The organism is Tolypothrix sp. PCC 7601, assembly GCF_025677855.1.
In the GTDB taxonomy this organism is placed as follows: Bacteria; Cyanobacteriota; Cyanobacteriia; order Cyanobacteriales; family Nostocaceae; genus Aulosira; species Aulosira diplosiphon.
This window is the reverse complement of sequence record NZ_CP064879.1, coordinates 4,136,626-4,159,816: the sequence shown is the minus strand read 5'-3', so window position 1 is coordinate 4,159,816 and position 23,191 is coordinate 4,136,626. Positions and strand designations below refer to the sequence as shown.

At 40.5% G+C, this 23,191-nt stretch carries 18 protein-coding genes; 9 read left to right on the top strand and 9 right to left on the bottom strand.

All coding sequences use genetic code 11. The features are described 5' to 3' along the window. The first annotated feature begins 669 nt into the window (after positions 1–669). The 3 genes from HG267_RS17310 to HG267_RS17300 all read left to right on the top strand — a co-directional run bounded on the left by HG267_RS17310 (position 670) and on the right by HG267_RS17300 (position 5,761). Positions 670–1,674 carry a phosphoribulokinase gene (locus HG267_RS17310; protein ID WP_045869986.1) on the top strand — a complete coding sequence of 335 codons (1,005 nt, stop codon included), beginning with the start codon at positions 670–672 and terminating at the stop codon, positions 1,672–1,674. A 253-nt stretch (positions 1,675–1,927) separates the two neighbouring features. Beyond that, positions 1,928–3,202: a methionine adenosyltransferase gene (gene metK, locus HG267_RS17305; RefSeq protein ID WP_045870130.1), complete on the top strand. Its 1,275-nt coding sequence runs from the start codon at positions 1,928–1,930 to the stop codon at positions 3,200–3,202. An 834-nt stretch (positions 3,203–4,036) separates the two neighbouring features. Then, complete coding sequence (locus HG267_RS17300; protein ID WP_045869987.1) at positions 4,037–5,761, top strand: ATP-binding protein; 1,725 nt, start codon at positions 4,037–4,039, stop codon at positions 5,759–5,761. Between the two features lie 124 nt (positions 5,762–5,885). Here HG267_RS17300 and HG267_RS17295 read toward each other — a convergent pair whose 3' ends face one another. Together HG267_RS17295 and HG267_RS17290 are read right to left on the bottom strand one after the other, a co-directional pair. Then, the gene (locus HG267_RS17295; RefSeq protein WP_228045424.1) at positions 5,886–6,089 is read right to left on the bottom strand and encodes a type II toxin-antitoxin system RelE/ParE family toxin; all 204 of its coding nucleotides are present in this window, start codon (positions 6,087–6,089) and stop codon (positions 5,886–5,888) included. After that, complete coding sequence (locus tag HG267_RS17290; protein ID WP_045869988.1) at positions 6,086–6,352, bottom strand: type II toxin-antitoxin system ParD family antitoxin; 267 nt, start codon at positions 6,350–6,352, stop codon at positions 6,086–6,088. The genes HG267_RS17295 and HG267_RS17290 overlap by 4 nt, the downstream gene beginning before the upstream one ends. A gap of 311 nt (positions 6,353–6,663) precedes the next feature. On the opposite strand from HG267_RS17290, the gene pcrA reads away from it, so the two are divergent. Further along, complete coding sequence (pcrA, locus tag HG267_RS17285; protein ID WP_045869989.1) at positions 6,664–8,985, top strand: DNA helicase PcrA; 2,322 nt, start codon at positions 6,664–6,666, stop codon at positions 8,983–8,985. Between the two features lie 667 nt (positions 8,986–9,652). On the opposite strand, the gene HG267_RS17280 is transcribed toward pcrA, so the two are convergent. Further along, positions 9,653–9,988: a TRADD-N-associated membrane domain-containing protein gene (locus HG267_RS17280; RefSeq protein WP_228045425.1), complete on the bottom strand. Its 336-nt coding sequence runs from the start codon at positions 9,986–9,988 to the stop codon at positions 9,653–9,655. 757 nt (positions 9,989–10,745) lie between these two features. Continuing rightward, entirely contained in the window at positions 10,746–11,444 is a 699-nt protein-coding gene (locus tag HG267_RS17275) for a hypothetical protein (RefSeq protein ID WP_052335163.1), read from the bottom strand. 726 nt (positions 11,445–12,170) lie between these two features. Between HG267_RS17275 and HG267_RS17270 the strand changes: the two genes are divergently transcribed. Continuing rightward, entirely contained in the window at positions 12,171–12,596 is a 426-nt protein-coding gene (locus HG267_RS17270; RefSeq protein WP_045869990.1) for a hypothetical protein, read from the top strand. Between the two features lie 366 nt (positions 12,597–12,962). Next, entirely contained in the window at positions 12,963–14,039 is a 1,077-nt protein-coding gene (recA, locus tag HG267_RS17265; protein ID WP_045869991.1) for a recombinase RecA, read from the top strand. A gap of 369 nt (positions 14,040–14,408) precedes the next feature. On the opposite strand, the gene HG267_RS17260 is transcribed toward recA, so the two are convergent. From HG267_RS17260 to HG267_RS17240, 5 genes are all read right to left on the bottom strand, one after another. Then, the gene (locus tag HG267_RS17260; protein WP_045869992.1) at positions 14,409–15,227 is read right to left on the bottom strand and encodes an FHA domain-containing protein; all 819 of its coding nucleotides are present in this window, start codon (positions 15,225–15,227) and stop codon (positions 14,409–14,411) included. Positions 15,228–16,373: 1,146 nt separating this feature from the next. Continuing rightward, the gene (locus HG267_RS17255; RefSeq protein ID WP_045869993.1) at positions 16,374–17,990 is read right to left on the bottom strand and encodes a serine/threonine-protein kinase; all 1,617 of its coding nucleotides are present in this window, start codon (positions 17,988–17,990) and stop codon (positions 16,374–16,376) included. A gap of 289 nt (positions 17,991–18,279) precedes the next feature. Then, positions 18,280–19,308 (bottom strand): 1-acyl-sn-glycerol-3-phosphate acyltransferase, encoded by a 1,029-nt coding sequence (locus HG267_RS17250; RefSeq protein WP_045869994.1) that lies wholly within the window; start codon positions 19,306–19,308, stop codon positions 18,280–18,282. A 257-nt stretch (positions 19,309–19,565) separates the two neighbouring features. Beyond that, positions 19,566–19,907: a DUF5615 family PIN-like protein gene (locus HG267_RS17245; RefSeq protein WP_045869995.1), complete on the bottom strand. Its 342-nt coding sequence runs from the start codon at positions 19,905–19,907 to the stop codon at positions 19,566–19,568. 3 nt (positions 19,908–19,910) lie between these two features. Next, positions 19,911–20,237: a DUF433 domain-containing protein gene (locus tag HG267_RS17240; protein WP_045869996.1), complete on the bottom strand. Its 327-nt coding sequence runs from the start codon at positions 20,235–20,237 to the stop codon at positions 19,911–19,913. 235 nt (positions 20,238–20,472) lie between these two features. Here HG267_RS17240 and HG267_RS17235 point away from each other — a divergent pair, with 235 nt between their 5' ends. The 3 genes from HG267_RS17235 to HG267_RS17225 all read left to right on the top strand — a co-directional run bounded on the left by HG267_RS17235 (position 20,473) and on the right by HG267_RS17225 (position 23,111). Continuing rightward, a complete protein-coding gene (locus tag HG267_RS17235; protein WP_045869997.1) occupies positions 20,473–20,892 on the top strand; it encodes a BlaI/MecI/CopY family transcriptional regulator in 420 nt (139 codons plus the stop codon). Then, on the top strand, positions 20,892–21,734 hold the full coding sequence (locus HG267_RS17230) for a M56 family metallopeptidase (protein ID WP_045870133.1): 843 nt from the start codon (positions 20,892–20,894) through the stop codon (positions 21,732–21,734). Before HG267_RS17235 ends, HG267_RS17230 begins: the two co-directional genes overlap by 1 nt. A gap of 417 nt (positions 21,735–22,151) precedes the next feature. Beyond that, the gene (locus tag HG267_RS17225) at positions 22,152–23,111 is read left to right on the top strand and encodes a ribonuclease Z (protein ID WP_045869998.1); all 960 of its coding nucleotides are present in this window, start codon (positions 22,152–22,154) and stop codon (positions 23,109–23,111) included. Positions 23,112–23,191: the final 80 nt, after the last annotated feature.

The window sequence follows — 23,191 nt, the reverse complement described above, 5'->3', positions numbered from 1 at the left end:
AGGGTAAGTCTATCTGTAAAATCGAATGATACACGAAGAAATGAGTTAAGCATCTATATTAAGTTTTACGTGATGTGATCCATCTGTCAACCTCTATCAATAGAGTTTCGGAGGCTCTGATTTGTATTTGATGATGTTTACAAAGCTACAACAATAATTTTTTGATGTAATTTAGTTGACTCATTCTTGAGATAGATATTAGCTATGAATATGTAGAGTCTTGCTCGCTCGCCAACAAAAATTACCCAATCTCAAAAAATTTCCGGCCGCAGAAAATTATACCTTATACACTTGAATAATAAAGTTACAAACTTCTAGCAGCCTTTGCTAGATAGCTTGATGGTGATGAATAGGTGGCTTTTCAAATTAGTTACTAAATCATCAACATGATTGATGAACCACTAGATTCTTCTTGACAGTAAACTTGTATAGAATAACCCCTTCTGTTAAAATCAAATATACCACTAGGATTAAATACTTACCAGCAACGAATTCATTTTAGACAGACGAGTAACAACTATTACTGTGTTGAATACCCGTCTGACTTCTTTATGGCGCTGTGGGTAGCAAGAACGCGGGATGAACCAATGGGGTAAACTCCTAGCTTCAAAATCTGCTGTGTGAAAAAATTTATTGAATTGACACATCTTTAGTATCTAGAGGAGATTTATGACAAGTAAGCCGGAACGCGTGGTACTAATTGGAGTAGCTGGAGACTCTGGTTGCGGTAAATCTACGTTTTTGCGTCGTTTGATAGATTTGTTTGGTGAAGAATTAATGACAGTTATCTGTTTGGATGACTATCATTCCCTAGATCGCAAACAGCGCAAAGAAACAGGAATCACCGCTCTTGATCCTAGGGCAAACAACTTTGATCTGATGTATGAGCAAATTAAAGCGCTCAAAAATGGTCAAGCAATTGATAAGCCGATTTATAACCACGAAACCGGCATGATCGATCCGCCAGAACGGATTGAGCCGAATCACATTGTAGTGGTGGAAGGGCTGCATCCTTTATACGACGAACGGGTGCGCGAGTTAATTGATTTCAGCGTTTATTTTGATATCAGCGACGAAGTCAAAATTGCTTGGAAAATTCAGCGCGATATGGCAGAAAGGGGCCATCGCTATGAAGATGTCTTAGCGCAAATCAATTCCCGTAAGCCTGACTTTGAAAAGTTCATTGAGCCACAAAGAGAATTTGCTGATGTGGTTCTTCAAGTATTACCAACTAACTTAATCAAAAACGACACAGAGCGCAAAGTTCTGCGAGTCCGGATGCTTCAGCGCGAAGGTAAGGATGGCTTTGAGCCAACTTACCTGTTTGATGAAGGATCTACAATTCAATGGACTCCTTGCGGACGCAAGCTTACTTGTTCCTACCCTGGTATGCAACTGTACTACGGTTCAGATGTTTACTATGGTCGTTACGTCTCAGTATTAGAAGTAGACGGTCAATTCGACAATTTAGAAGAAGTTATTTACATCGAAACCCATTTGAGTAACACATCCACCAAATACCAAGGTGAGATGACTCACTTGTTACTCCAGCACCGTGAGTATCCAGGTTCCAACAATGGAACTGGTTTATTCCAAGTGCTAACAGGCTTGAAAATGCGTGACGAGTACGAGCGTTTAACAGCAAAGGAAGCCAAATTAGCAGTTCAAGTTTAAAACAGCAGTGTTTGTGTCAAAGCTTTGGGGGATGCTTGAGGGTATCCCCCTTTTTTTGTGTTGCTCAAAACATTTTAGCCACAAGAAATTATATTTTTTCTTCGCCCAACATTTAATACCAGTATAGTTTTTTATAACTTAAGAAGACACTAACTATTTAATGTGTAAATATTGTTATGATTTCAGAAATTAGAGTAACTGAACTAAATCACTTGATTTAGTCAGCGAAGCACTCTTAAAAGGAGGAATGCCTTTGTCTCGTCGATATTTATTTACCTCCGAGTCAGTTACCGAAGGACATCCAGATAAAATCTGCGATCAGATTTCTGATACGATTCTGGATGCATTACTGGCACAAGACCCCACTAGTCGTGTGGCGGCTGAGGTAGTTGTTAATACTGGCTTAGTGCTGATTACTGGAGAAATCACCACTAAAGCCAATGTCAATTATGTCAATCTGGCTCGCCAAAAAATTGCGGAAATTGGTTATACCAATGCCGATAATGGCTTTTCAGCAAATAGTACCAGTGTATTGGTAGCATTAGACGAGCAATCACCTGACATTGCCCAAGGTGTGAACACTGCTCACGAAACCCGCGAACAGGATAGTGAAGAACTATTCGACAGCATCGGTGCAGGTGATCAAGGAATCATGTTTGGTTTTGCTTGTAACGAAACACCAGAACTGGTGCCTTTACCGATTTGTCTTGCTCATCGCATTGCTCGCCGCCTAGCAGCAGTTCGCAAAACAGGTGATTTATCTTACCTACGTCCCGACGGTAAAACCCAAGTTACTGTAATTTATGAAGATGGACGACCAGTAGGTATAGATACGATCCTGATTTCCACCCAACATACAGCCACTATTGGGGAAATCACTGATGAAGAAGCAGTCCAAGCCAAGATTAAACAAGACCTCTGGACAGCGGTAGTGGAACCTGTGTTTGGTGACATTGACATCAAGCCAGATTCACAGACACGCTTTTTAGTCAACCCCACCGGCAAATTTGTGATTGGTGGCCCTCAAGGCGACTCCGGTTTGACAGGACGGAAAATCATCGTTGACACCTACGGTGGTTATTCTCGACATGGAGGCGGTGCTTTCTCTGGTAAAGACCCCACCAAAGTAGACCGTTCTGCAGCTTATGCAGCTCGCTATGTAGCGAAAAACATTGTTGCTGCTGAGTTAGCAGAAAAATGTGAGGTACAGCTCAGTTATGCCATTGGCGTAGCTCGTCCTGTGAGCATTTTTCTAGACACCTTTGGGACTGGCAAAGTCGATGACAGTATCTTGTTGGAATTAGTCAAAAAGCATTTTGAACTACGTCCTGCAGGAATTATCCATGCCTTTAATTTACGCAACCTACCAAATGAAAGAGGCGGACGTTTTTATCAGGACGTCGCGGCTTACGGTCATTTTGGGCGGAATGATTTAGACCTACCTTGGGAACGTACCGACAAGTCCGACTTGTTAAAGCAAGCTGTTAATGAGTCACTGACAGCCGCGATCGCCCAAGCACTGAAGTAAACTGGTGTAATATTCCAGAAAATTACTGAATTGAGGGGTATGAGTAAATTTTACGGGTTTACTCATACCCCTTTGTTGTTGGGGATTGGGGATTGGGGATTGGGGATTGGGGATTGGGGAACTCGGGGCCCCCTCTGGGGATAAGGGGTAATGGGGATTGGGGAGATGAGGAGATAAGGAGATAAGGGGATTGGGGAACTCAGGGGCCCCCTCTGGGGATAAGGGGTAATGGGGATTGGGGAACTCGGGGCCCCCTCTGGGGATAAGGGGTAATGGGGATTGGGGAGATGAGGAGATAAGGGGATAAGGAAAATAACTTTTAACTCCTGACTCAGCACTCAGCACTTCCCCATGCCCCATCTTGGAGAATCCATAAAATTGATGATAAGATTGGAAAACAGTTAGCCTGCCAAAAAAGAGCAGTGGTTTTGATACTTTTTGGTGTAGGAAGCTGGTTTAAAATGCTTTATCCATGTTGATGGAAGCTAATTGAACGCAGAAGCAGGGTAAATTAGTTGCTGATATGCCGACTCAAGATAGCTGTAATCAACTCTTGTCGCAGTCAATCAATGGCAAAAATACGCTTAGAGGAGTGGATTTTCTTGAGGGAAACGCTTTTGGTAGTAAAAGCGATTTTTGATGACGTTATTTTTGATATCTATAAGTCATAGAAAAATAACTTAAATATAATAAAGGTCATGCCGATTATCTAATGAGCTATAATTTGCTCTTGTCATAAAAAAAAGATAATTAAAGTGTTAATCACTAGTCAAATTGCTAGGAAAAATAGAGCTAATGTGATGATTTTTACAGGAGGGTAAGGAGATTTGAGTGATGCAAACTCAAAAGCCAGCCCCTGTTGAGAGCAGTAAAGAAAGCAAAACAGTGCCAGGTGAAGAGTCATATACAGACGAACTCCCGACTATTGAATTTCCTTCAAGAGGGAAACTCAAGGCTAGTTCCTGGCGCATACATCAAAAAATTGGCTACGGATATTTTGTAGCGATTGGGATTGGCTTTTTTGGCTCACTCACAGGTTTAGTAATCGCTAATCATTATCGGGGAAGAGAAATTAGGCAACTTAACCAAGCTCATGAGCAAGGACAACTACTGACCAATTATAAAGATGCAGTCATTGGGGCACAATTATATAGTTCTAACTTAGTTGCAGTTTTGGAAGATCCCCACAGGCTGCAAACGAAAAAAGCTGAATTTCTCAGAAGTGTAGAGAAAGCCAAGCACTTAGAACCACAAATTACTGGTTTTATTGAGAAAAAGCCGAAAACATTAGCAGCAACAAGTTCTACTCTAGAGACTTTATTGCAGAATTACGCCATTAATTTAGAGTCTTATGTTAACCAGATAGAGCCTGTATTGCGGGAAATTGACAGGAAAAACGTGCAGAAGCAGGAGCTGGACTCAGTCAGAGAGCGATTGCTAGCAATTATGCGCGGTGACACTGCAATACAGCTAGAGCAGTTGTCCCAAACACTGACTAACATTTTAGAAAATGCTGAAATCAAAGAAGATGAAAGGACACTAGCTGTAGAGCAAGCAAAAGGAGTTGAGAGACTGATCGTGATTGTGAGTATGCTGGTTTCAGTGGCGATCGCAGCTATTGTAGCTTGGCGGACTAGCCGCGCGATCGCAGAACCAGTCATTACTGTCACTCAAGTTGCTGAACAGGTAGCTCGTAAATCGAATTTCGATTTACGAGCGCCAATAACCACAGAAGATGAAATTGGCTTATTAGCTAAATCTTTAAATCGTCTAATTGAGCGCGTATCTGAGCGAACGAAAGAACTGCAACAAGCCAAAGAATTAGCTGAAGCGGCTAGTAAGGCAAAAAGCATTTTTCTTGCGAATGTGAGTCATGAATTGCGTACACCATTAAATGCAGTAATTGGCTTAAGTCAACTGCTACAAGATGATGCTACAGATTTAAGTTTATCGGGAGACTTTATCACCGACCTAGAAACAATTAATGCTGCTGGTAGACATTTATTAGAACTAATAAATGACATCCTCGACTTATCTAAAATTGAAGCGGGGAAAATGACTCTTTACCCAGAGACATTTGAAATTGCCACACTAATTAATAATGTCGTGCTGACAGTTAGACCTGCTGTTGAGAAAAACGGCAATATTCTAGAAGTAGATTATGACGATAAACTGGGTACCATGTATGCCGATCAAACTAGGATGCGGCAAGTGTTGTTAAATTTGTTGAGTAATGCTGCCAAATTTACCACCAATGGTAAGGTCACATTAACAGTTAAAAGTGAAAAAGATGACTTTGTCCCCGAAGCTCCTTTTGGTTTCATTACTTTTACTGTGAGCGACACAGGAATTGGGATGTCCCAAACTCAACAAAAGCAGTTATTTCAACCCTTTATTCAAGGTGATACATCAACTACGAAAAAGTATGGTGGTACTGGTTTAGGGTTAGCAATTAGCCGCCATTTTTGCCAAATGATGGGCGGAGAAATTACTGTTAAAAGTCAGTTAGGGATGGGTTCTACTTTTACTGTACGCTTACCTTTAACTGTACAAGACTAAGTGAAATTGAGATGGGTAAATGCGTAGTGGATTATCTTAGAAATCGCCTCAATCATCATTAGATTCCGAAAAAAGCGATTTCAAATTGCGATATCCGCTTACTGCACGCACGATTTCTATTCCGTCAGTAATCACACGGTAAAGAATAATATAATGGTTCTATATCAGCATAACTGCGTCCCATATTGGGATATTTGGCTAAATTTTTGCACTTTTCTGCAAAAGAATTGACAAAGCGATCGCCTGCATCTAAATTACGACTAGCAAAATAATCAGCAATCTCATCTAAATCTTGAATAGCTGCAGGAGAAATTATATAGTTACTCATGCTTGGCGATCGCGAGCTTGATGAAGTTTCTTCCGCAATCTAGCAATCGCAATTTCCCCGTCTATTCCTTCTCCTTGATCAAGCTGTGCTATGCCAATTGCTACTTTTTGACGGGTTTCTTCTACCCATTTTTCATAATGCTTGTCTCTTGCTTCTAGCAGTTGTAACGCTTCAACAATTACCTCATATGCAGTTGCATATTTACCTGTTTCTAACTTACCTTGAATAAATTTTTCTTCTTCTGGTTTTAGGTTGATATTCATAAGTGGAAATTTTACTTTTTCTGTTATTATATCTATCTCTCTACTTCCCTGTGACACCATAGATGTAAACTGGATTCTGGCAGTTAAACCCCAGTATTAAAATTCCCCAAAGCTTTGGAGCCAGTTACGAGCAGTTTCAAGCACTTGCAAGTGTAAATCGTGACTTAAGGCGGGAAAGAATAGCAGAGTAAGATTTTTATACGGAAATTCAGCAAAGTCAAATTGAGATATTTGAATAGCCTAGAATAATATGCGTTGAGTACGATACTCTCAAAATAAGCAATTCTCTGCCCAGTCGCTTTGGCTTATCCATGACCACAACTATTGACTTTCTCAGCCATCTTAACCCCAGCCAACGTCAAGCCGTAGAACATTACTGCGGCCCGCTGCTAGTTGTGGCTGGTGCAGGTTCCGGTAAAACACGCGCGTTGACTTATCGGATTGCTAACCTGATTCTGAAACATCGTGTAGCTCCCGAAAATATTTTAGCGGTGACTTTTACGAATAAAGCCGCTAGGGAGATGAAAGAAAGGATTCAAAAGCTGTTTGCGGAAGAAGAAGCAATTAAACAACACGGAACTAGGTTTGATTTATTGACGGAATATCAACAGACGCAACTGCGATCGCAAGTTTACCGTGAAACCATTAAAGATTTATGGTGCGGTACTTTTCACAGTCTGTTTTCTCGCATTCTCCGATTTGATATTGAGAAGTACCAAGACGAAAAAGGTCGGCGATGGAATAAAAATTTCTCTATTTTTGATGAATCTGACGCTCAAAGTTTAGTTAAAGATATTGTTACAAAACAGCTAAATTTAGACGATAAGAAATTTGACCATCGTTCGGTACGCTATGCAATTAGTAACGCGAAGAACCAAGGGTTATCACCACAACAATTTGAACAGGAACAACCAAATTATCGCGGAAGGGTAATTGCTCAAGTTTATAATTCCTATCAAGATAGGTTGGCACAAAATAACGCCCTTGATTTTGATGACTTAATTCTGATTCCTACCAGGCTATTTCAGCAAAACGAACAGGTATTAGGTTATTGGCATCGTAAATTCTGCCATATTTTAGTTGATGAATATCAAGATACCAACCGCACTCAGTATGACTTAATTCGCTTGTTGGTTACTAATGGCGAAGATAGAAAGAGTGAATGGAATTGGCAAAATCGCTCAGTGTTTGTTGTCGGTGATGCTGACCAGTCAATTTACTCTTTTAGAATGGCAGACTTTACCATATTGCTAGAGTTTCAGAATGATTTTGGTGATGGGTTACCAGATGCAGATACCAGAACAATGGTGAAATTAGAAGAAAACTATCGCTCTTGTGAAAATATTCTGCAAGCGGCTAATGAACTGATTGAGAATAATACTCAACGGATTGATAAAGTTCTGAGACCGACGCGGGGCGCAGGTGAGCAAATTTATTGTCACAAAGCAGATAATGAACTAGATGAAGCCGCGTTTATCATCGATCAAATTCGCTCTTTAGAATATCAAAACCCCGAAATAAACTGGGGCAGTTTTGCCATACTTTATCGGACAAACGCCCAATCGCGACCTTTTGAAGAACTTTTAGTGAAATATCAAATCCCTTACACAGTTGTGGGGGGAATGAGATTTTACGATCGCAAAGAAATTAAAGATGTTATAGCTTATTTAAGAGCGATCGCAAATCCTGCAGATACTGTGAGTTTGTTACGAGTTATCAATACTCCCCGGCGTGGTATCGGTAAAACCACAATTGATGCTTTGATTAACGCCTCCCAGCAATTAGGGACAACTCTCTGGGAAATATTGTCAGACGATACTTCAGTTAATACCTTAGCGGGACGAGGTGCGAAATCGGTCAAAGGCTTTGCCGAAATGATTAGCCGTTGGCAAGGCGAAATCGGTACCATGCCAGCAGCAGAGATTGTTCAAGGTATATTAGAAGACTCTGGTTATGTGCAAGACTTGCTCAGTCAGGGTACAGACGAATCCCAAGATAGAATCCAAAACGTCCAAGAACTTTACAACGCTGTATTGCAATTCCAAGAAGAAAACGAAGATGCTACCCTACAAGGATTTTTGCAAAGTACTGCCCTGAGTTCCGATTTAGATAATTTAAAAGAAGGCAAAACAGCAGTTTCTTTGATGACTTTGCACGCTTCTAAAGGGTTAGAATTTCCCGTAGTCTTTTTGGTGGGATTGGAACAGGGACTATTCCCTGGCTACCGTTCCCTCAGCGATCCTGCATCTTTAGAAGAAGAACGCCGCCTGTGTTATGTGGGAATTACCCGCGCCCAAGAGAGGTTATATTTATCACACGCTCGTGAACGCAGGCTTTACGGTTCGCGTGAACCTGCAGTGCGATCGCAATTTTTGGACGAATTACCAGAAGAATTATTAGCTAATGGTCGCAGAGGTCGTCAAAACTATACTAAACCCTCTGTTGCTACCAATGGTAATGGTAAACAGAATTGGCAAGTAGGCGATCGCGTTTTACATAAATCTTTTGGAGTGGGTGAAATCACCCATGTATTTGGGGATGGGCACAAGCTTTCTGTAGCTATTAAATTTGCGAATTTGGGACAAAAAATTATTGACCCCAGAGTAGCGCAGTTACAAAAAGTAGATGATTGATCCTCTCTGAACTAAAACCTACAGAGATTCTTGGTTTCACAAATCTAATTAGATTTACTTAATGAATAGTCTCTAAAGTAATGTGACGAATGAGGCCAAGACAGCTTATAGATATGCTTTTAGCGCGCATATCTAGAGTAAGGTTATACCAAATCAAATGATGTTTGATTTGGTGTAAAATTGCTGCTCCCGAAATCGCTAATAGACACCGATGTGTCCTTTTATAGCCATTAGTTGAACCCACAATGAACCCGTTTTTACTAAGACACGGTAGTGGACTGACACAGCTAATTTGGTGCAATAGCAAAAATTCATTTCATCCGCATACCCTGCGGGTTCGCTGAAAGCGTTCTCGTAAGAGTAGCCGATGCGCGTCTATGAGACCTCCACAAAAAGAAATGCCCAATTGTCATTGCGAATGTAGCGTTCGCGTAGCGTCCCGTTCGCGTAGCGTCTCCGTCAGGAGAAGGGAAGCGAAATGAAGCAACCGCAAAATATTGGGATTGCTTCACTACACTCCGTTTCGCTCGCAATGACAGCTTTTGGATCAATCATTCTGTGGAGTTCTCTATATCGGCGTTTATCTGCGGTTCATTTCATCAAATCTAATGCCTCATTTTAAGCGTGTCAGTCCAGTAGGCGACAATCTGTTTAGTGCAGATATCTCTTAAACTTGTTCTTCCTCACTGATGAGCCGATCTAAGCGATCATTAGCATCTTTTGCTAATCGTAACCAAGGCACACTAGAGACAATCCCTTCTACGATTGTGATTGATCCCTCTGGCAAATTTCCTGAAAGTGACAATCCAACACCAACTAAGCTCACAATACCGCACATTGCACTCATCACCCAGGCTAAGTTAAAGCTCCATCTAGCCTGCCGCAAACGCTCTTGAGTCACATTCATTTTAGTTTTGATTTGCTGGCTGGAGTTGGAATCAGTCAAAGAAACTGAAATTTGAGTACTGCTTGACAATTGTTTTTGGTTGTTGTTCGATATCATGGTGTTAATTCCTTGAAATGAGATTCATGACAAAATTTGCTAGTACTGACCGTGAATCAGTACTAGCGGATATGAGTGAGTCCAAGTGTTACCCAGTACTGACCGTGAATCAGTACTGGGTAACACTTATATCACTTTGAAGTAGGGAACAACTTTTAAAGTGAGGAGTACTGTTAGCTATCAATTGACCAAAAACTAGATGAAGCGTGGTTTCTAAGATAACAGTACAATCTTTACCTGTTGGCAATACCTATGCATTGCGTTGTGAGGCGAGTTTGTCGGGGCGTGAAATGGAACTCGTAATATCTTAACGGACATAGCTTAAACCCTGAATACTAGGTAGAAATGATGTCTGATGCTGCTGATGAGTTGGGTAGATGTGTTTTTAAGCTAATTTGACGATTTTTGGCTAAGGATTTGACCTCCATAAAAGTACATTTGTTCCAAGGTTCTAATTAGAACATCATACGTCTCACAATTCCTCAACCTCATATTGTCATCATTTTACACGCTTATTCAGTAAAATCATCTAGTTTAGGAATTAAAATGAAATATATAAAAACTTTGCGTGGTAGCCATAAAATCTTCTCATACAAAGGTTTTTGGCTAAATTGGCTGTAATTCAAATAGTTTAGAGTACTAACTATCTTCCGCGAAATTACTTAATTTCGCAAAATTTTTTAATTCTAGTTAATCACTTGTAAAAGTGATTTTTAATAAATATTGCAAGTACTTCATCTAAATTAAGCTGCTCATCTCAATTAACCTCAACACTAACTATGGTGACTTTTGCCTTAGCTGATGTCGTGTCGTCACCCATGAAAATTAAATTAGGTGTGGTGTAAGGATTGGGATAGCCAGCAGGTGGTGTAAAGCCTGTGTATTGTCGTAAATTACCTTTGAGAATTGGTGTGGTACTTCCGTCAACAAATAGTTGATAACTAGCATCTTTGACGGATAGCTTATATGTTTTCGCTGCAGCTTTAGTGTCATACAACACATTTTCCCCACGAGTAAAGCCAACATTTTGCGCCCAAATACTATCTTGCCAGAAGCCCAGTTCTAAACCATAGGGTTGTGATTCACCACCTAGCTTGTTGCTAATGACAATGATGCTGAAGCCAGCGCGATTTGTGGAACTGTGGCTTTCAGAGTTAATTTGTACCTTAAACGTCAGAGTGTAGCCTTTGCTACGATCCAAAATAATTGGTGATGAGCGGAAATAACCAGCATAATTGGCGTTAGTGCCGATGCTATCGAGAATCGTACCTTGTTTAGTGGCGATCGCAGAAGGAATAGGGATGGCAAAACTGTTGAGATATAACCATCCTTGTTGAGCAGGTGTTTGGTTAGGAATAGATAAGCCATTGTATAGAACAGCAGCACTGGCAGAATTCGCGCCTATCAGCAAAGCAAAACCAGTACTTAAAGTAGCGACTAAAGGAGTTTTGATCATAGGGACTAGAGGCTAGAGATTAGAGAATATAGATTCTTATGATGTACCTTGTCAGCAAGAGAGGCTAGATAGAAGGGGTGAACGAAATTTTGTGTGGGATTTCTGGCTAAGTATCCAAAAAATGACTCTCCACACTCCCCACACTCCCCACACCTCCCACACCTCCCACACCTTTTTTCGCTCACCCAGATAGAAGAGCTAGAATCATGCTTATAAAGGTATTAATACTGTAGTGCTGTCCCAATACTGCTCAGTTAAAGATTTTCAACTCTTAATTTGGTTTTGGGAAAAGGTGTACCCCTGCGCTTAAGCAAGCTACGCGTAGCGTCTGTGCAGGAGAAAGGGTAAAGGTTAAAGGTTTTTTCTTGCCCCTTTTCCCCTTTTCCCCTTTTCCCCTTCCCCTTTTGCCCTTAACCGACAAGTATTAAGTGCTGTCCCTGAGAACCTTGTTTAAATTATACAAGTATAAATTTAACTGGTTGTGGCTTTAGTATTTACTTAAGCAAAAGTTGCTGACTAAATCCGGGACTTTTTGAAAAAGTCCCAGATTAAATTTCCCTAAAGTCAAGTCATATTCACGCTTACAGATGATTTATATGTTCCAGAGAGTTTTTTGAGTTGATATGAGCAGCTAATGTAAGAGAATTACAAATCCTGGAAAATCTGCTGAGGCTTGTTAGGACTTGATTAGAGTAGGATTTCAGTTAAGTACTCATGCTGGGTCTTATGTCTAAACTATTGCCATGCGCCTTAGCCGCAGTTGCCTTTCTCATCACATCTACTAATCAACCTAGCACCACACTGGCCGGAACCTGCGCCTCTAAATGTGGCCCGCATCCCATTCAATTTACTCCCGGCCAAAATATCCGATTAGAAGTTGTAAATAGAACATCCGGTTTCGTAAAACTCGAAAGAATTCAAGGAACCGAGCCAATTCCTCTACGACCAGGACAAGAACTGCAATTTATGCAGGAAGAAGATAGACAAGCAATTATGTCTCTCGTATTTTGGCATGAAATGGGATTGCCACTACAAGCAGTAGTTTCTAAACCGAACTTTGGGACATTACGCTTAGAACTCCGCCCTGGTAAGCTTAACCCAGGCGATCGCTCTCTCTATCTGCTGAACGATGGTCATGTCAGCGTCTATTGATTAAAAAACAGTTGGTTAAATTTACGTATAAAATTTAACCAATTTTAATTATTTTATTGTAGAGCTTGCTGAACAGAAAATATTTTCGCTACCCTACCTCTAAGCTGTATTACATTCAACCGAGAACTGCTATATTTGTAGCGGCTTGAAAGGGATAATGATCTTAGTTCACCCAACTTTGCCTCTAAAAGCCAAAATAAAGTATGAAGGTAATGTTCACCGCGAATGTATCCGATCAGGTTACGATCTTGTCACACTTCCCTGTTTGAAAAGTCATATCCAGAATTTTCTGGTTAAAATAGTATATCTGTTCTACTCAACTCCAATCTTATACAATCCTGAAATCCATATATTTTAGAGGCAGGAATGGCTATCAATACCGATACTTCTGGCAAGCAAAAAGCGCTGAATATTGTACTCAACCAGATTGAGCGCAGCTTTGGTAAGGGAGCAATCATGCGCCTCGGGGATGCTACTCGGATGCGAGTAGAGACCATTTCCACTGGTGCACTCACCTTAGATCTCGCATTGGGTGGTGGTTTACCCAAGGGACGGGTGATTGAGATTTACGGGCCGGAAAGTTCCGGTAAAACAACAGTAGCGCTACATGCGATCGCTGAAGTGCAACGAGAAGGTGGTATTGCTGCCTTTGTGGATGCTGAACACGCCCTCGATCCTACCTATGCTGCGGCTTTAGGCGTAGATATTGAAAATCTTCTGGTTTCCCAACCCGACACTGGTGAAGCCGCATTAGAAATTGTCGATCAGCTTGTGCGCTCTGCTGCTGTTGACATTGTAGTCATTGACTCTGTAGCCGCATTAGTTCCTCGGGCAGAAATAGAAGGCGATATGGGTGATGCTCACGTTGGTCTTCAAGCTCGACTCATGAGCCAAGCTTTACGTAAAATTACTGGAAATATTGGTAAATCTGGTTGCACAGTAATTTTTATTAACCAACTACGGCAAAAAATCGGTGTTACCTACGGTAGCCCAGAAACTACCACTGGTGGTAATGCCTTAAAATTCTATGCTTCTGTACGCTTAGATATTCGCCGAATTCAAACCTTGAAAAAAGGTACAGATGAATTTGGTAACCGCGTTAAAGTGAAGGTAGCAAAAAATAAAGTAGCACCACCCTTTAGAATTGCAGAATTTGACATTATTTTTGGTAAGGGAGTTTCTACTATAGGTTGTCTTGTTGACCTTGCGGAAGAAACAGGCATCTTGCTCCGCAAAGGAGCTTGGTATAGCTACAATGGCGAAAATATTTCCCAAGGTAGAGACAACGCCATCAAATACTTAGAAGAAAAACCAGAATTTGCTGCACAAATTAAGCAGTTGGTACGTGAAAAGCTAGACAAAGGAGCTGTTGTTTCTGCTAACTCTGTAACCAAAGTCAGCGACGACGAGGAAGAGGAAGAAGTCGATTCAGACGAAGAATAACCATCTCAACAGGGCAGAAATGGGCAGGGCTAGAGGACAGAATCCCATACTAGGTTATTGTCGATTTTGAGCCAATTGCCAGGTATTTTCAAAATCTCTATCCCTGATCCCTTACCTGTTCTGCCAAGAAGATAACATTGCTGGCGATAGCCTGAAAATTAGCAATTTTCATCTCTGCTGTTATTAAGAAAAATTGTCAGGGTGCACAAATGTGCGCCCTTAACTGTGTAATTACAGCAGATTGCAAGTTGGTGATGTACAGATAATTGTAAGGGCATGGCAGTGCCATGCCCCGAAGCGTGTGCCTTATTTATCTGAAATACGCTGTAATTTATTAAAAACCTAATTTTATGGAAAATTAAAATGATATTAACTATCCATAAAGCAAGAATTTGGAATTTTCGAGATTTGATGATGAGCCAATTGTTGGCTGAAAAAACGCTCTAAGATTTCAGACTTATCTTCTAGAGTGACGTGAGTATGCTGATATTTAAAATTATTCATTAAGCTTGAATCGTCACTTATATGGAAAGCATGATTCAATTTTTGAATAGGAAATTCTTGTTGCTCACTGGCTGGGCTAAAGATTTTTTTAGGATTGTCATCTACACCTTGAACAAGGTGCATCAATAATTCCACAGCGACTGTTGGTAGAGTACGGCAAGAATGATTAATAAAAAAATCAAAAGTAATCAGCCCTAGACGAATGCGATCGCCATCATGAAGTTTCCTAGCCTGAAAAACTTGTTCTCCATTTACAAATGAGCCATTGCTGCTTTTAAAATCAATTAAATAGAAGCCTCGATCGTGAATATATTGAATTGCTGCATGGCGTTCAGATAGATATTGGTCATCAATCGTGATACCACTACTACTATCTCGACCTATAGTCCAAATTTGCTGTGACTGGTGTAAACTTTGTGTTTGATTATCACAAAGATTAGTAACGATATAAACAACCGAATCATTCACTACGCCTTGTATATAAAGAGGTTGCATTGCTAGAAACGATTCTTGAGCAATGTTCTCGATCTGGATAATTTCATCTAAAAGACTGCTATGTTGTTCATATAACTTGAGGAATACCTGAAACAGATTTAATCGTCTTTCTAATTCTTTATCTTGTAACTCAACTCTCATAGATGAGCCTTTTGCTTTCCAGAAATGTAAATTACTGATTTCGGTCATTAATTTGAATTTTCAGCCTAATATCAGGAATAATGGTTAAATTATAGCAAAACCTGAATCTAGTCTATTTTATTCGACAAACACACAACTTTTCATCTGTTTTTATCTGATCTATGCCGATAAAACAGAATTTTGCTATTAATATGCTGCAGTTTTATTGCAGATATCTGCTAAAACGCTTAAGCAGCAAGAACTATCAAATTTTGCATCTCAATGTAAAAATTCCCTTCATCTAAGCATTCATAAATTTTAGTAAAAGTGTTGAGTACAAATATTGTAACTGTTTATTTTTTATTGTAAATTATTTTTCTTTATTTGTCATATATAGGAATAAAATTTGCTTCATTAGCTGACTCATTCAGGTTATAAATTGTTAATAGACAGTAGAGAATCCAAAAAATAAGGAGGTGTGTTAAGCATTTTCAAAAAATCAATGCTAATCCACTCTCAGACATATATATATGTTGTTATAAAAATCCTAAATAACAAAATTACGCTATTGACATAATGCGTTAAAATGCATATATAACGCAATACATGAACGCTTTATTATATTACTTTCAACTAGAATACCTACGTAATCCCAAAATAAATTGGAAAATATAGAGTAATTATTGCTATTAGTTTTATTTCTAATTATTGAACTATATAGGCATAGAGATATTTAATTTTAGAAATACTTTTTGTATGATGCTTGATGGCTGTGGCATCACATAGCAATCTCAGCATTTACCGCTATATTCTCAGGAGTAATACCAATTTTTATCATGAATTCCGCAAGAATTGCGGCTTGAGATGTTGAAGCTATTGCTATATTTTAGCTAATTAGTATGGCACACCTTAAATATACTTAAATTTTCTCACTTATCGACAGAGATATAGCTTGCGATTACATTTATGAAAGTTAAATTACATTTGCAATTTAAGCTGTAAGTCAGTTAATCAATCATTATTCCTGCTATATATCTGCATATTTGTAGTGCTACAGATAATTCAAAATAAGTAAATTTACTAATACTAGTATTCCCACTAGACTACTAGATGGTTAGCTACTAACACCTAAAAATTTTCAACTTTATATATAGCAATAATTCCGAGAAGTGTTTTTAAGTAGTTAACAATCAAAAACACTTGCCATAGTTAACATTACAGCAAACCTCTTTTCCCATTGGGACGTACAGTCATCCAGTTCGTCTTGGCTAGTATCAACTGCTCATCAGTAATTTTGGCACCAGTGAGAATAGCTCCACAAAGGTTAGCGCCTCTAAGATTAGCATTACTGAGATAAGCATGGCTGAGATCGGCACCTCGCAGATCTGCTCCTTCTAAATCAGCATTACTAAAGTAAGCTTTAGTCAAGTTAGCATCCCTAAGATTAGCATCAGTCAGACTAGCTCTACCAAAGTCGCTATTGTTGAGGTTAGCGCCTTGAAGATTAGTTTTCTGCAATTGAGCCGAATTAAAATTTGTCCCCGATAAATCAGCGCCTTGCAGGTTGAGCATACTTAAATTGTGGAGAGCAAAATCCCGCCTTCCCTTCAGATAGGCGGTGAGTAAATTCTGGGTAGTTAACTTACGTACCCCATTGGGATTGTGGTTTTGCGAACCATAACTGTTGTGGCTTTCAAAGTTGGTTGACTTAGCCATCATCGCTTTTGGACGCATTACCCCAGCATTGGCTGCATTTTCAGCTGTTTTAGCGCGTCTAGCTCGGATGGCTGCGGCTACCTGTGCTACTCCTGCACTACTAGCACTACCAGGTGGAGTACTACATAAAATAGCAGAATTTGCTATTTGGTTATGTACATGCTCTTTTGCTCCTACATCAGATTTAGCCAGCATTCCTTTCGCTAAACTTTCAATGTAGGGTTCCATTTGCAACCCTCTGAGGACTTCTTGCGCTGTTTTGTAGCGGTTGCGTACTGATACCTCTAACATTTTCCGCAAAACGCTTGTTAAATGGTCACTTACCTGTACAATTGACTCCCAGATCATTTCGCCAGTAGTGGGATTGTATTCTAAATCTTTAGGAGTTTTACCGCTCAGTAGATAAATACAAGTGACTCCCAATGCGTAGATATCACTGGCGTAGACAGGACGCATTGCCATTTGCTCTGGTGGCGCAAAACCAGGAGTACCAATTGCATAAGCAGTTAAGGCTGTTTGTTCTGATTGACCGCTTACGCCTTGGGTGACTTGGTTTTTAACTGCACCAAAGTCGATCAGTACCATTCGAGCATCTTCGGTGCGGCGAATCAAATTTGCTGGTTTGATATCACGGTGAATTACCTTTTGCTCATGAATATATTGCAGCAATGGCAAAATTTCACTTAAGAACTGCTTGACTCCAGCTTCGCTAAAATTGCCGTTACGCTGAACTTCTTGTTGTAAAGTAGCGCCGCTAATGTATTCCTGAACTAAGTAAAATTGCTGATTATCTTCAAAATAGTCTAATAGCCTTGGTAACTGAGGATGATTGCCAATCTTACCTAAGGTTTTGGCTTCTCGCTCAAACAGTTCTCGCGCCATCTGCAAAACATGTGGTGCAGTGGCTGTGGGACGCAGCTGCTTGATTACACAACTCGGTTCTCCTGGTAAGCCTTCATCGTAGGCTAAGAAAGTTGCGCCAAAGCCACCTTGACCTAATGGTTTAAGTACTCGATAGCGATCGCATAAAAGTAACTTTGAGCCACAAGACTGACACCTTTGGCTATAGGCCAGATTTTCTGGATGGGGACAGGTAGGATTTAAGCAGTAGCTCATGCATTCTCAACTCGCTGCACGAATAATAATAAATAGCGTTACACTCTGACCCCATTATGGTGATGGAAATTTCACTTATGCCAGGTAATTTTCGCGGGAAATGCCTTGAAGACTTCCTAAAGTTTAGGGAAAGCAGACTGCATCCCATCGTAAATACACTGTCATGGATTTTACGGAAAGTTAAATGCAGTGGATGAGCTATCTTTTTAGCTAATTTACCAATCTAAAAATCTGCTTTTTGTTTAACTTGCTATAAAATTCAAGATTTTTCAGCAATTAGAAAAGATTCCTATACCATACCTTGCAGCTGATTGATTTGCATTTGCATTTTTTCGCGTAATGTTTGCGCTTGTTGATAAACTATTGCTCGCTCTTTGTTTTCACCATCAATAACATTTTGCTCGACAGGTTGAATAAAATAACGCAGACGAGTTTTTACTGCCCAAACACCCATTGAAGGAAATAGTAGCAATAGCAGCATTAAAGGTGATAAAGGCAAAAATGGTAATTTGAATAGGCTTTGTAATTTTTTGAGATTCCTTGTCCAAGGATGCAAAGATTCATTGCCAATGCAAATAACTGGGACAATGGGAACTTGATAGCGATCGCTCAACTGCATAAAACTCACATCAAATTTTTCCAGTTGATAACGTCTATGCCAACCCTTCTGCGGCCCGCGTAAACCTTCAGGTGCGTATAAAATGATTTTACGCTGCTGTATAGCCCCTTCAAAATCATTTAACTTGGCACGTACACCACCTAACACTCTTGACCATCCAGGCGGTAACCACCAAATTACCCAAGGATGTTCAAATAATGATAGTCCTGCTAAAGGTTGTACTGTCCATCCTTTTTCCTGACTTAATAAATAAGCCAAAGTGATAAAGTCCCAAGGAAAAGACATACCTGCATGATTCATTGCCACAATTAACGGCTCTGTTGATGGCAAATTTTCTAATTGTTGCAATTCGCCTTGAAAGTAATATTTAACAATAGGAGCCAGGATTTCGTCACGAAAAGCTTGTTGATATTTTGGTTCAAATTCACCAATTTCTTTACGTGGTGCTCGAAAACCAAGACGCAGCCAACGACTCAGCATTGCTAAATAAAATCCACCAGGCAATAAAAATAATAAATATTCCCACCAATTCCAACCATCTGGATCGGTATGGTAGTGTTGCCAGTGGCGATTAAATAAAATTAACCAACCAGGGGGATACCATAAACAAAACCAGTCAAACCAGCTAAATTTATAGCTCTCTAATGATGGTGTTTCTATATCAATATTGAGGATGCTTTCACAGTCTTGATTGCTCACAACTGTTGTGTAAATTCTCTAATAATTGGTTAACATATAGCAATCCGTTTAGGAGTCGTGAAATAAAGGAGTTGAGGTAGAAAACAGGGAATCGGAAATGGGGATCAGGAAAGAAAGATTTACAAATGTACTTTGTTCTTTCACGAATAATTTAGGACTTGCTATACATTATTTTAGCTTTTAATATTTTTGATTCGCATCCTACCACAGGCGGAAAATATCGTAAACTGATAATTGATTTTTTAGCTGAAACTTTGTTAAGTGACTGGACGTACCACACGAATTAGTTTTCCTTGCAAAGATTCTTCTGCTATCACAGCCTTATGTATCCGTGTGGCAAACTGCTCCCAATGACGATTGTTGGTACAAACAATAATGCCGAAGTGTTGATCATCACGACGATGCAACCGGATGAAATCATCTCTATTTATAGTTAATATCGAGCGTTCTTGACTTATGGCAAATGCCAAAACTTCCTCATCAGGTATACCTTGATCTGCATTTCCTGCTTCTTGAACTGTCAAAACATCATGCCCTAAACTACGTAATAATTCGACAACTGGAAACGGAAATTGCTCATCTGCGTAAAACCGTGCCATCGACTAGGCTACCTCATTACGCTCAATAGCCAAGTCAATTTCATCGGAGTGAGTTTCTGCATACGCCCAAGCATTAGCTAAATCTGTAGCTGTAATAGTTGGATAGCTACTCAAAAGGTCAGCATCACTATATCCAAGATGACGAGCTTCTACAAGTACCCAGACGGGAATACGAGTTTTCGCAATGCGTGCTTCTCCACCACAGACTCTAGGAGTTTTCTCAATTCCTAGCCAATTACTTCCAAGACTTTGAGCAAGTAACTGTATAGCCTGCACTTTTTCACCAGCACTGAGGGCAAGAAGTTGTTGTTCTAACTCTTTGAGTTTCACGAATGTCAATCCTCTGATGTTTGATCAAGCTACATTTATAATTTTATTCCACCCATAGCGATGAGAGAGACAAACCCAAACACCAATCAGATTCAATCAACGGTAATCTTAGAATACATATTCTGAAGCTAGATTTCGCGGTGACTACTACACGCACTCAGGCTCAGGCTAGGAAATGAGAGGGGAATTTTCACGTCTAATCCACTCATCCACTAATCTAAAATTCAAAATTGATATGGCTCCTTTACCAGACTACCGTCCTAAACAATTGTCCGTAGGCCCTTTAGAAGCAGAAATTTTGCAGATCATCTGGGAACTGGGTTCAGCTACAGTGAAGGATGTACACGATCGCATTCTCTCTGACCCGAACCGGGAGTTAGCTTATACCTCTGTCACCACCGTTCTCCGCCGCCTAACTGATAAAGGTTGGCTAGCCTGCGACAAAAAAGGACGGGCATTTTATTGGCGACCATTGCTGACAAAGCAACAAGCTGAGATGATTAAAGCCCATGAACAATTACAGCGATTTTTGGCAGTGGGTAATCCCGATGTTATTGCTGCTTTTGCCGATAGTCTTGATGAAGCCAGCAGCAATCAAATAGAAGCGATCGCAAAACGCATTCAAGCCGCACGTCAAGCCAGGGAGGGGAAATGATACATTTAATCATGATTTTGACTGCTTTGGCAGTTGCTTGGTGGTTAAGATGCTCATGGAATCAACCCCAAGATAATTGGAGTTTGCGGTGGCGGCGATCGCTATTTTTATTCCTCTTCCCGCCTTTGCTACTATTTATGACTGCGATCGCTGTGCTATGCATGGGGCCTCAAGGCAAAATGGGGGGAATGTATACAGGTTGGGGCAGTTATATCTTAGCGTTTAGCTATCTTGCAATTTTTAGTGTTTTATGCATTAAACACGCCTACCAAGGATGGCAGTCTGTAAAATCTGCCCGTAATTATCCTTTAGTACCTTTGGGTGACAGAAACCTCCGACTGCTCAACACAGAGGCACTCTTCGCAGGTCAAATTGGTTTTTGGCACCCCGAATTAGTTATCAGTGAAGGATTACTGCAAACGCTATCACCAGAGCATTTAGAAACAGTATTGGCACATGAGCAAGGGCATTACCATTACCGAGACACCTTCTGGTTTTTCTGGTTGGGTTGGGTACGTTCCTGCACCGCTTGGTTGCCTAATACAGAAGCATTGTGGGAAGAACTGCTAGTTTTGCGTGAACTCCGGGCTGATGGTTACGCCGCATCCCAAGTTGACCCCTTGCTGCTAGCAGAATCACTGTTGTTAGTAGTCAGTAGTACTCCAGTATTATCAGAAGTATGCTGTGCGGCTTTAGGTTCACCAGGAACAGGCGATCGCTTAGAACAAAGAATCGAAGCACTATTAGCACCACCGGAGCCAATCCCAACAGCGCAATTGTGGATCTGCCCTAGCTTACTCCTAGCATTTCTACCATTAGTTACTGTAATATTTCATACTTAATGCAGTTAATGGGTCAAGAGTACCCGAAAACGATATTCGGGTACTGAAAATACAAAGGCGCGGAGAATGATATAACTAACACAGCCGACAAACTCGCTAAATACCAGCAACTTAAAAAACCTCAGTAAAATTTTAGCGACTTCCAGAAATTAAATTACCCAATTTTGAGAGCGAAGATCATTATCATAGTTTTCCTCTCTGTTTCTCTGCTTACACAGCTATAAAATATTTGTTGATTTGGAAGCCCTTATTCATCTTCCTAGTCCCCAACCCCCAATCCCTAATCCCTAATCCCTAATCCCTAATCCCTAATCCCCAATCTCCAATCCTGATACCAAAACTACGAAATCTCAAACCATGCCACTATAGATAAAAGAGCGTCAAATTGAGTAAGCAAGAGGAAGACTAAAGAACGCTGTGCAGATCACATTTTTAGGGACAAGTTCTGGTGTACCCACAAGAGCGCGTAATGTTTCTAGTGTTGCCCTCAGATTACCCCAAAGGGCAGAACTGTGGTTATTCGATTGTGGTGAAGGTACTCAGCATCAGCTTTTGCGGAGTGAACTGAAAATTAGCCAACTATCCCGAATTTTTATTACCCATATGCACGGCGACCACATCTTTGGTTTGATGGGACTGCTTGCTAGTTGTGGTTTGGCTGGAAACGTGCAACGAGTTGATCTCTATGGCCCGCCAGGGTTAAATGAATATATCCAAGCATCCTTACGTTACTCTTACACGCACTTTTCCTACCCTGTCAAAGTTCACGCCATCCGTCCAGGGGTAATTTATGAAGATGATGAGTTCACAGTTACCTGTGGCCCTTTGCATCATCGCATTACAAGTTTTGGCTACCGAGTTGCAGAAAAAGACCGCGCCGGACGCTTTGATGTTGATAAAGCCAAGGAATTACAAATACCGCCAGGACGAGTTTATGGTCAACTCAAGCGCGGTGAAGTAGTAACTCTCAACGATGGGCGAGTAATAGATGGTAAAGACCTGTGCGGCCCTACCGAAATTGGACGCAAAATTGCTTATTGTACAGACACAGTTTTTTGTGAAGGTGCAGTGGAATTAGCGCAGGATGCAGATGTGTTAATTCACGAAGCAACTTTTGCTCATCAAGATGCAGACATGGCTTTTCAAAGGTTGCATTCCACCACCACAATGGCAGCACAAACCGCTTTAGCTGCTCAAGCACATCGCCTGATCATGACTCATTTTAGCCCCCGTTATGCACCAGGTAATGTTATAGAGTTGAAAGATTTACTGAAAGAAGCTAGAGCAATTTTCCCCAATACAGATATGGCTCATGATTTCATGATTTATGACGTACCTAGACGACGGGAGTTAGAGTTAACCGAAGCCAGCGTATAAGTAAAAGTAGGGTGTGTTACGCCGCAGGCTAACGCACCATCAAGATTTCTGCACATTGTAACTAATAAGGGGAAAAAGGG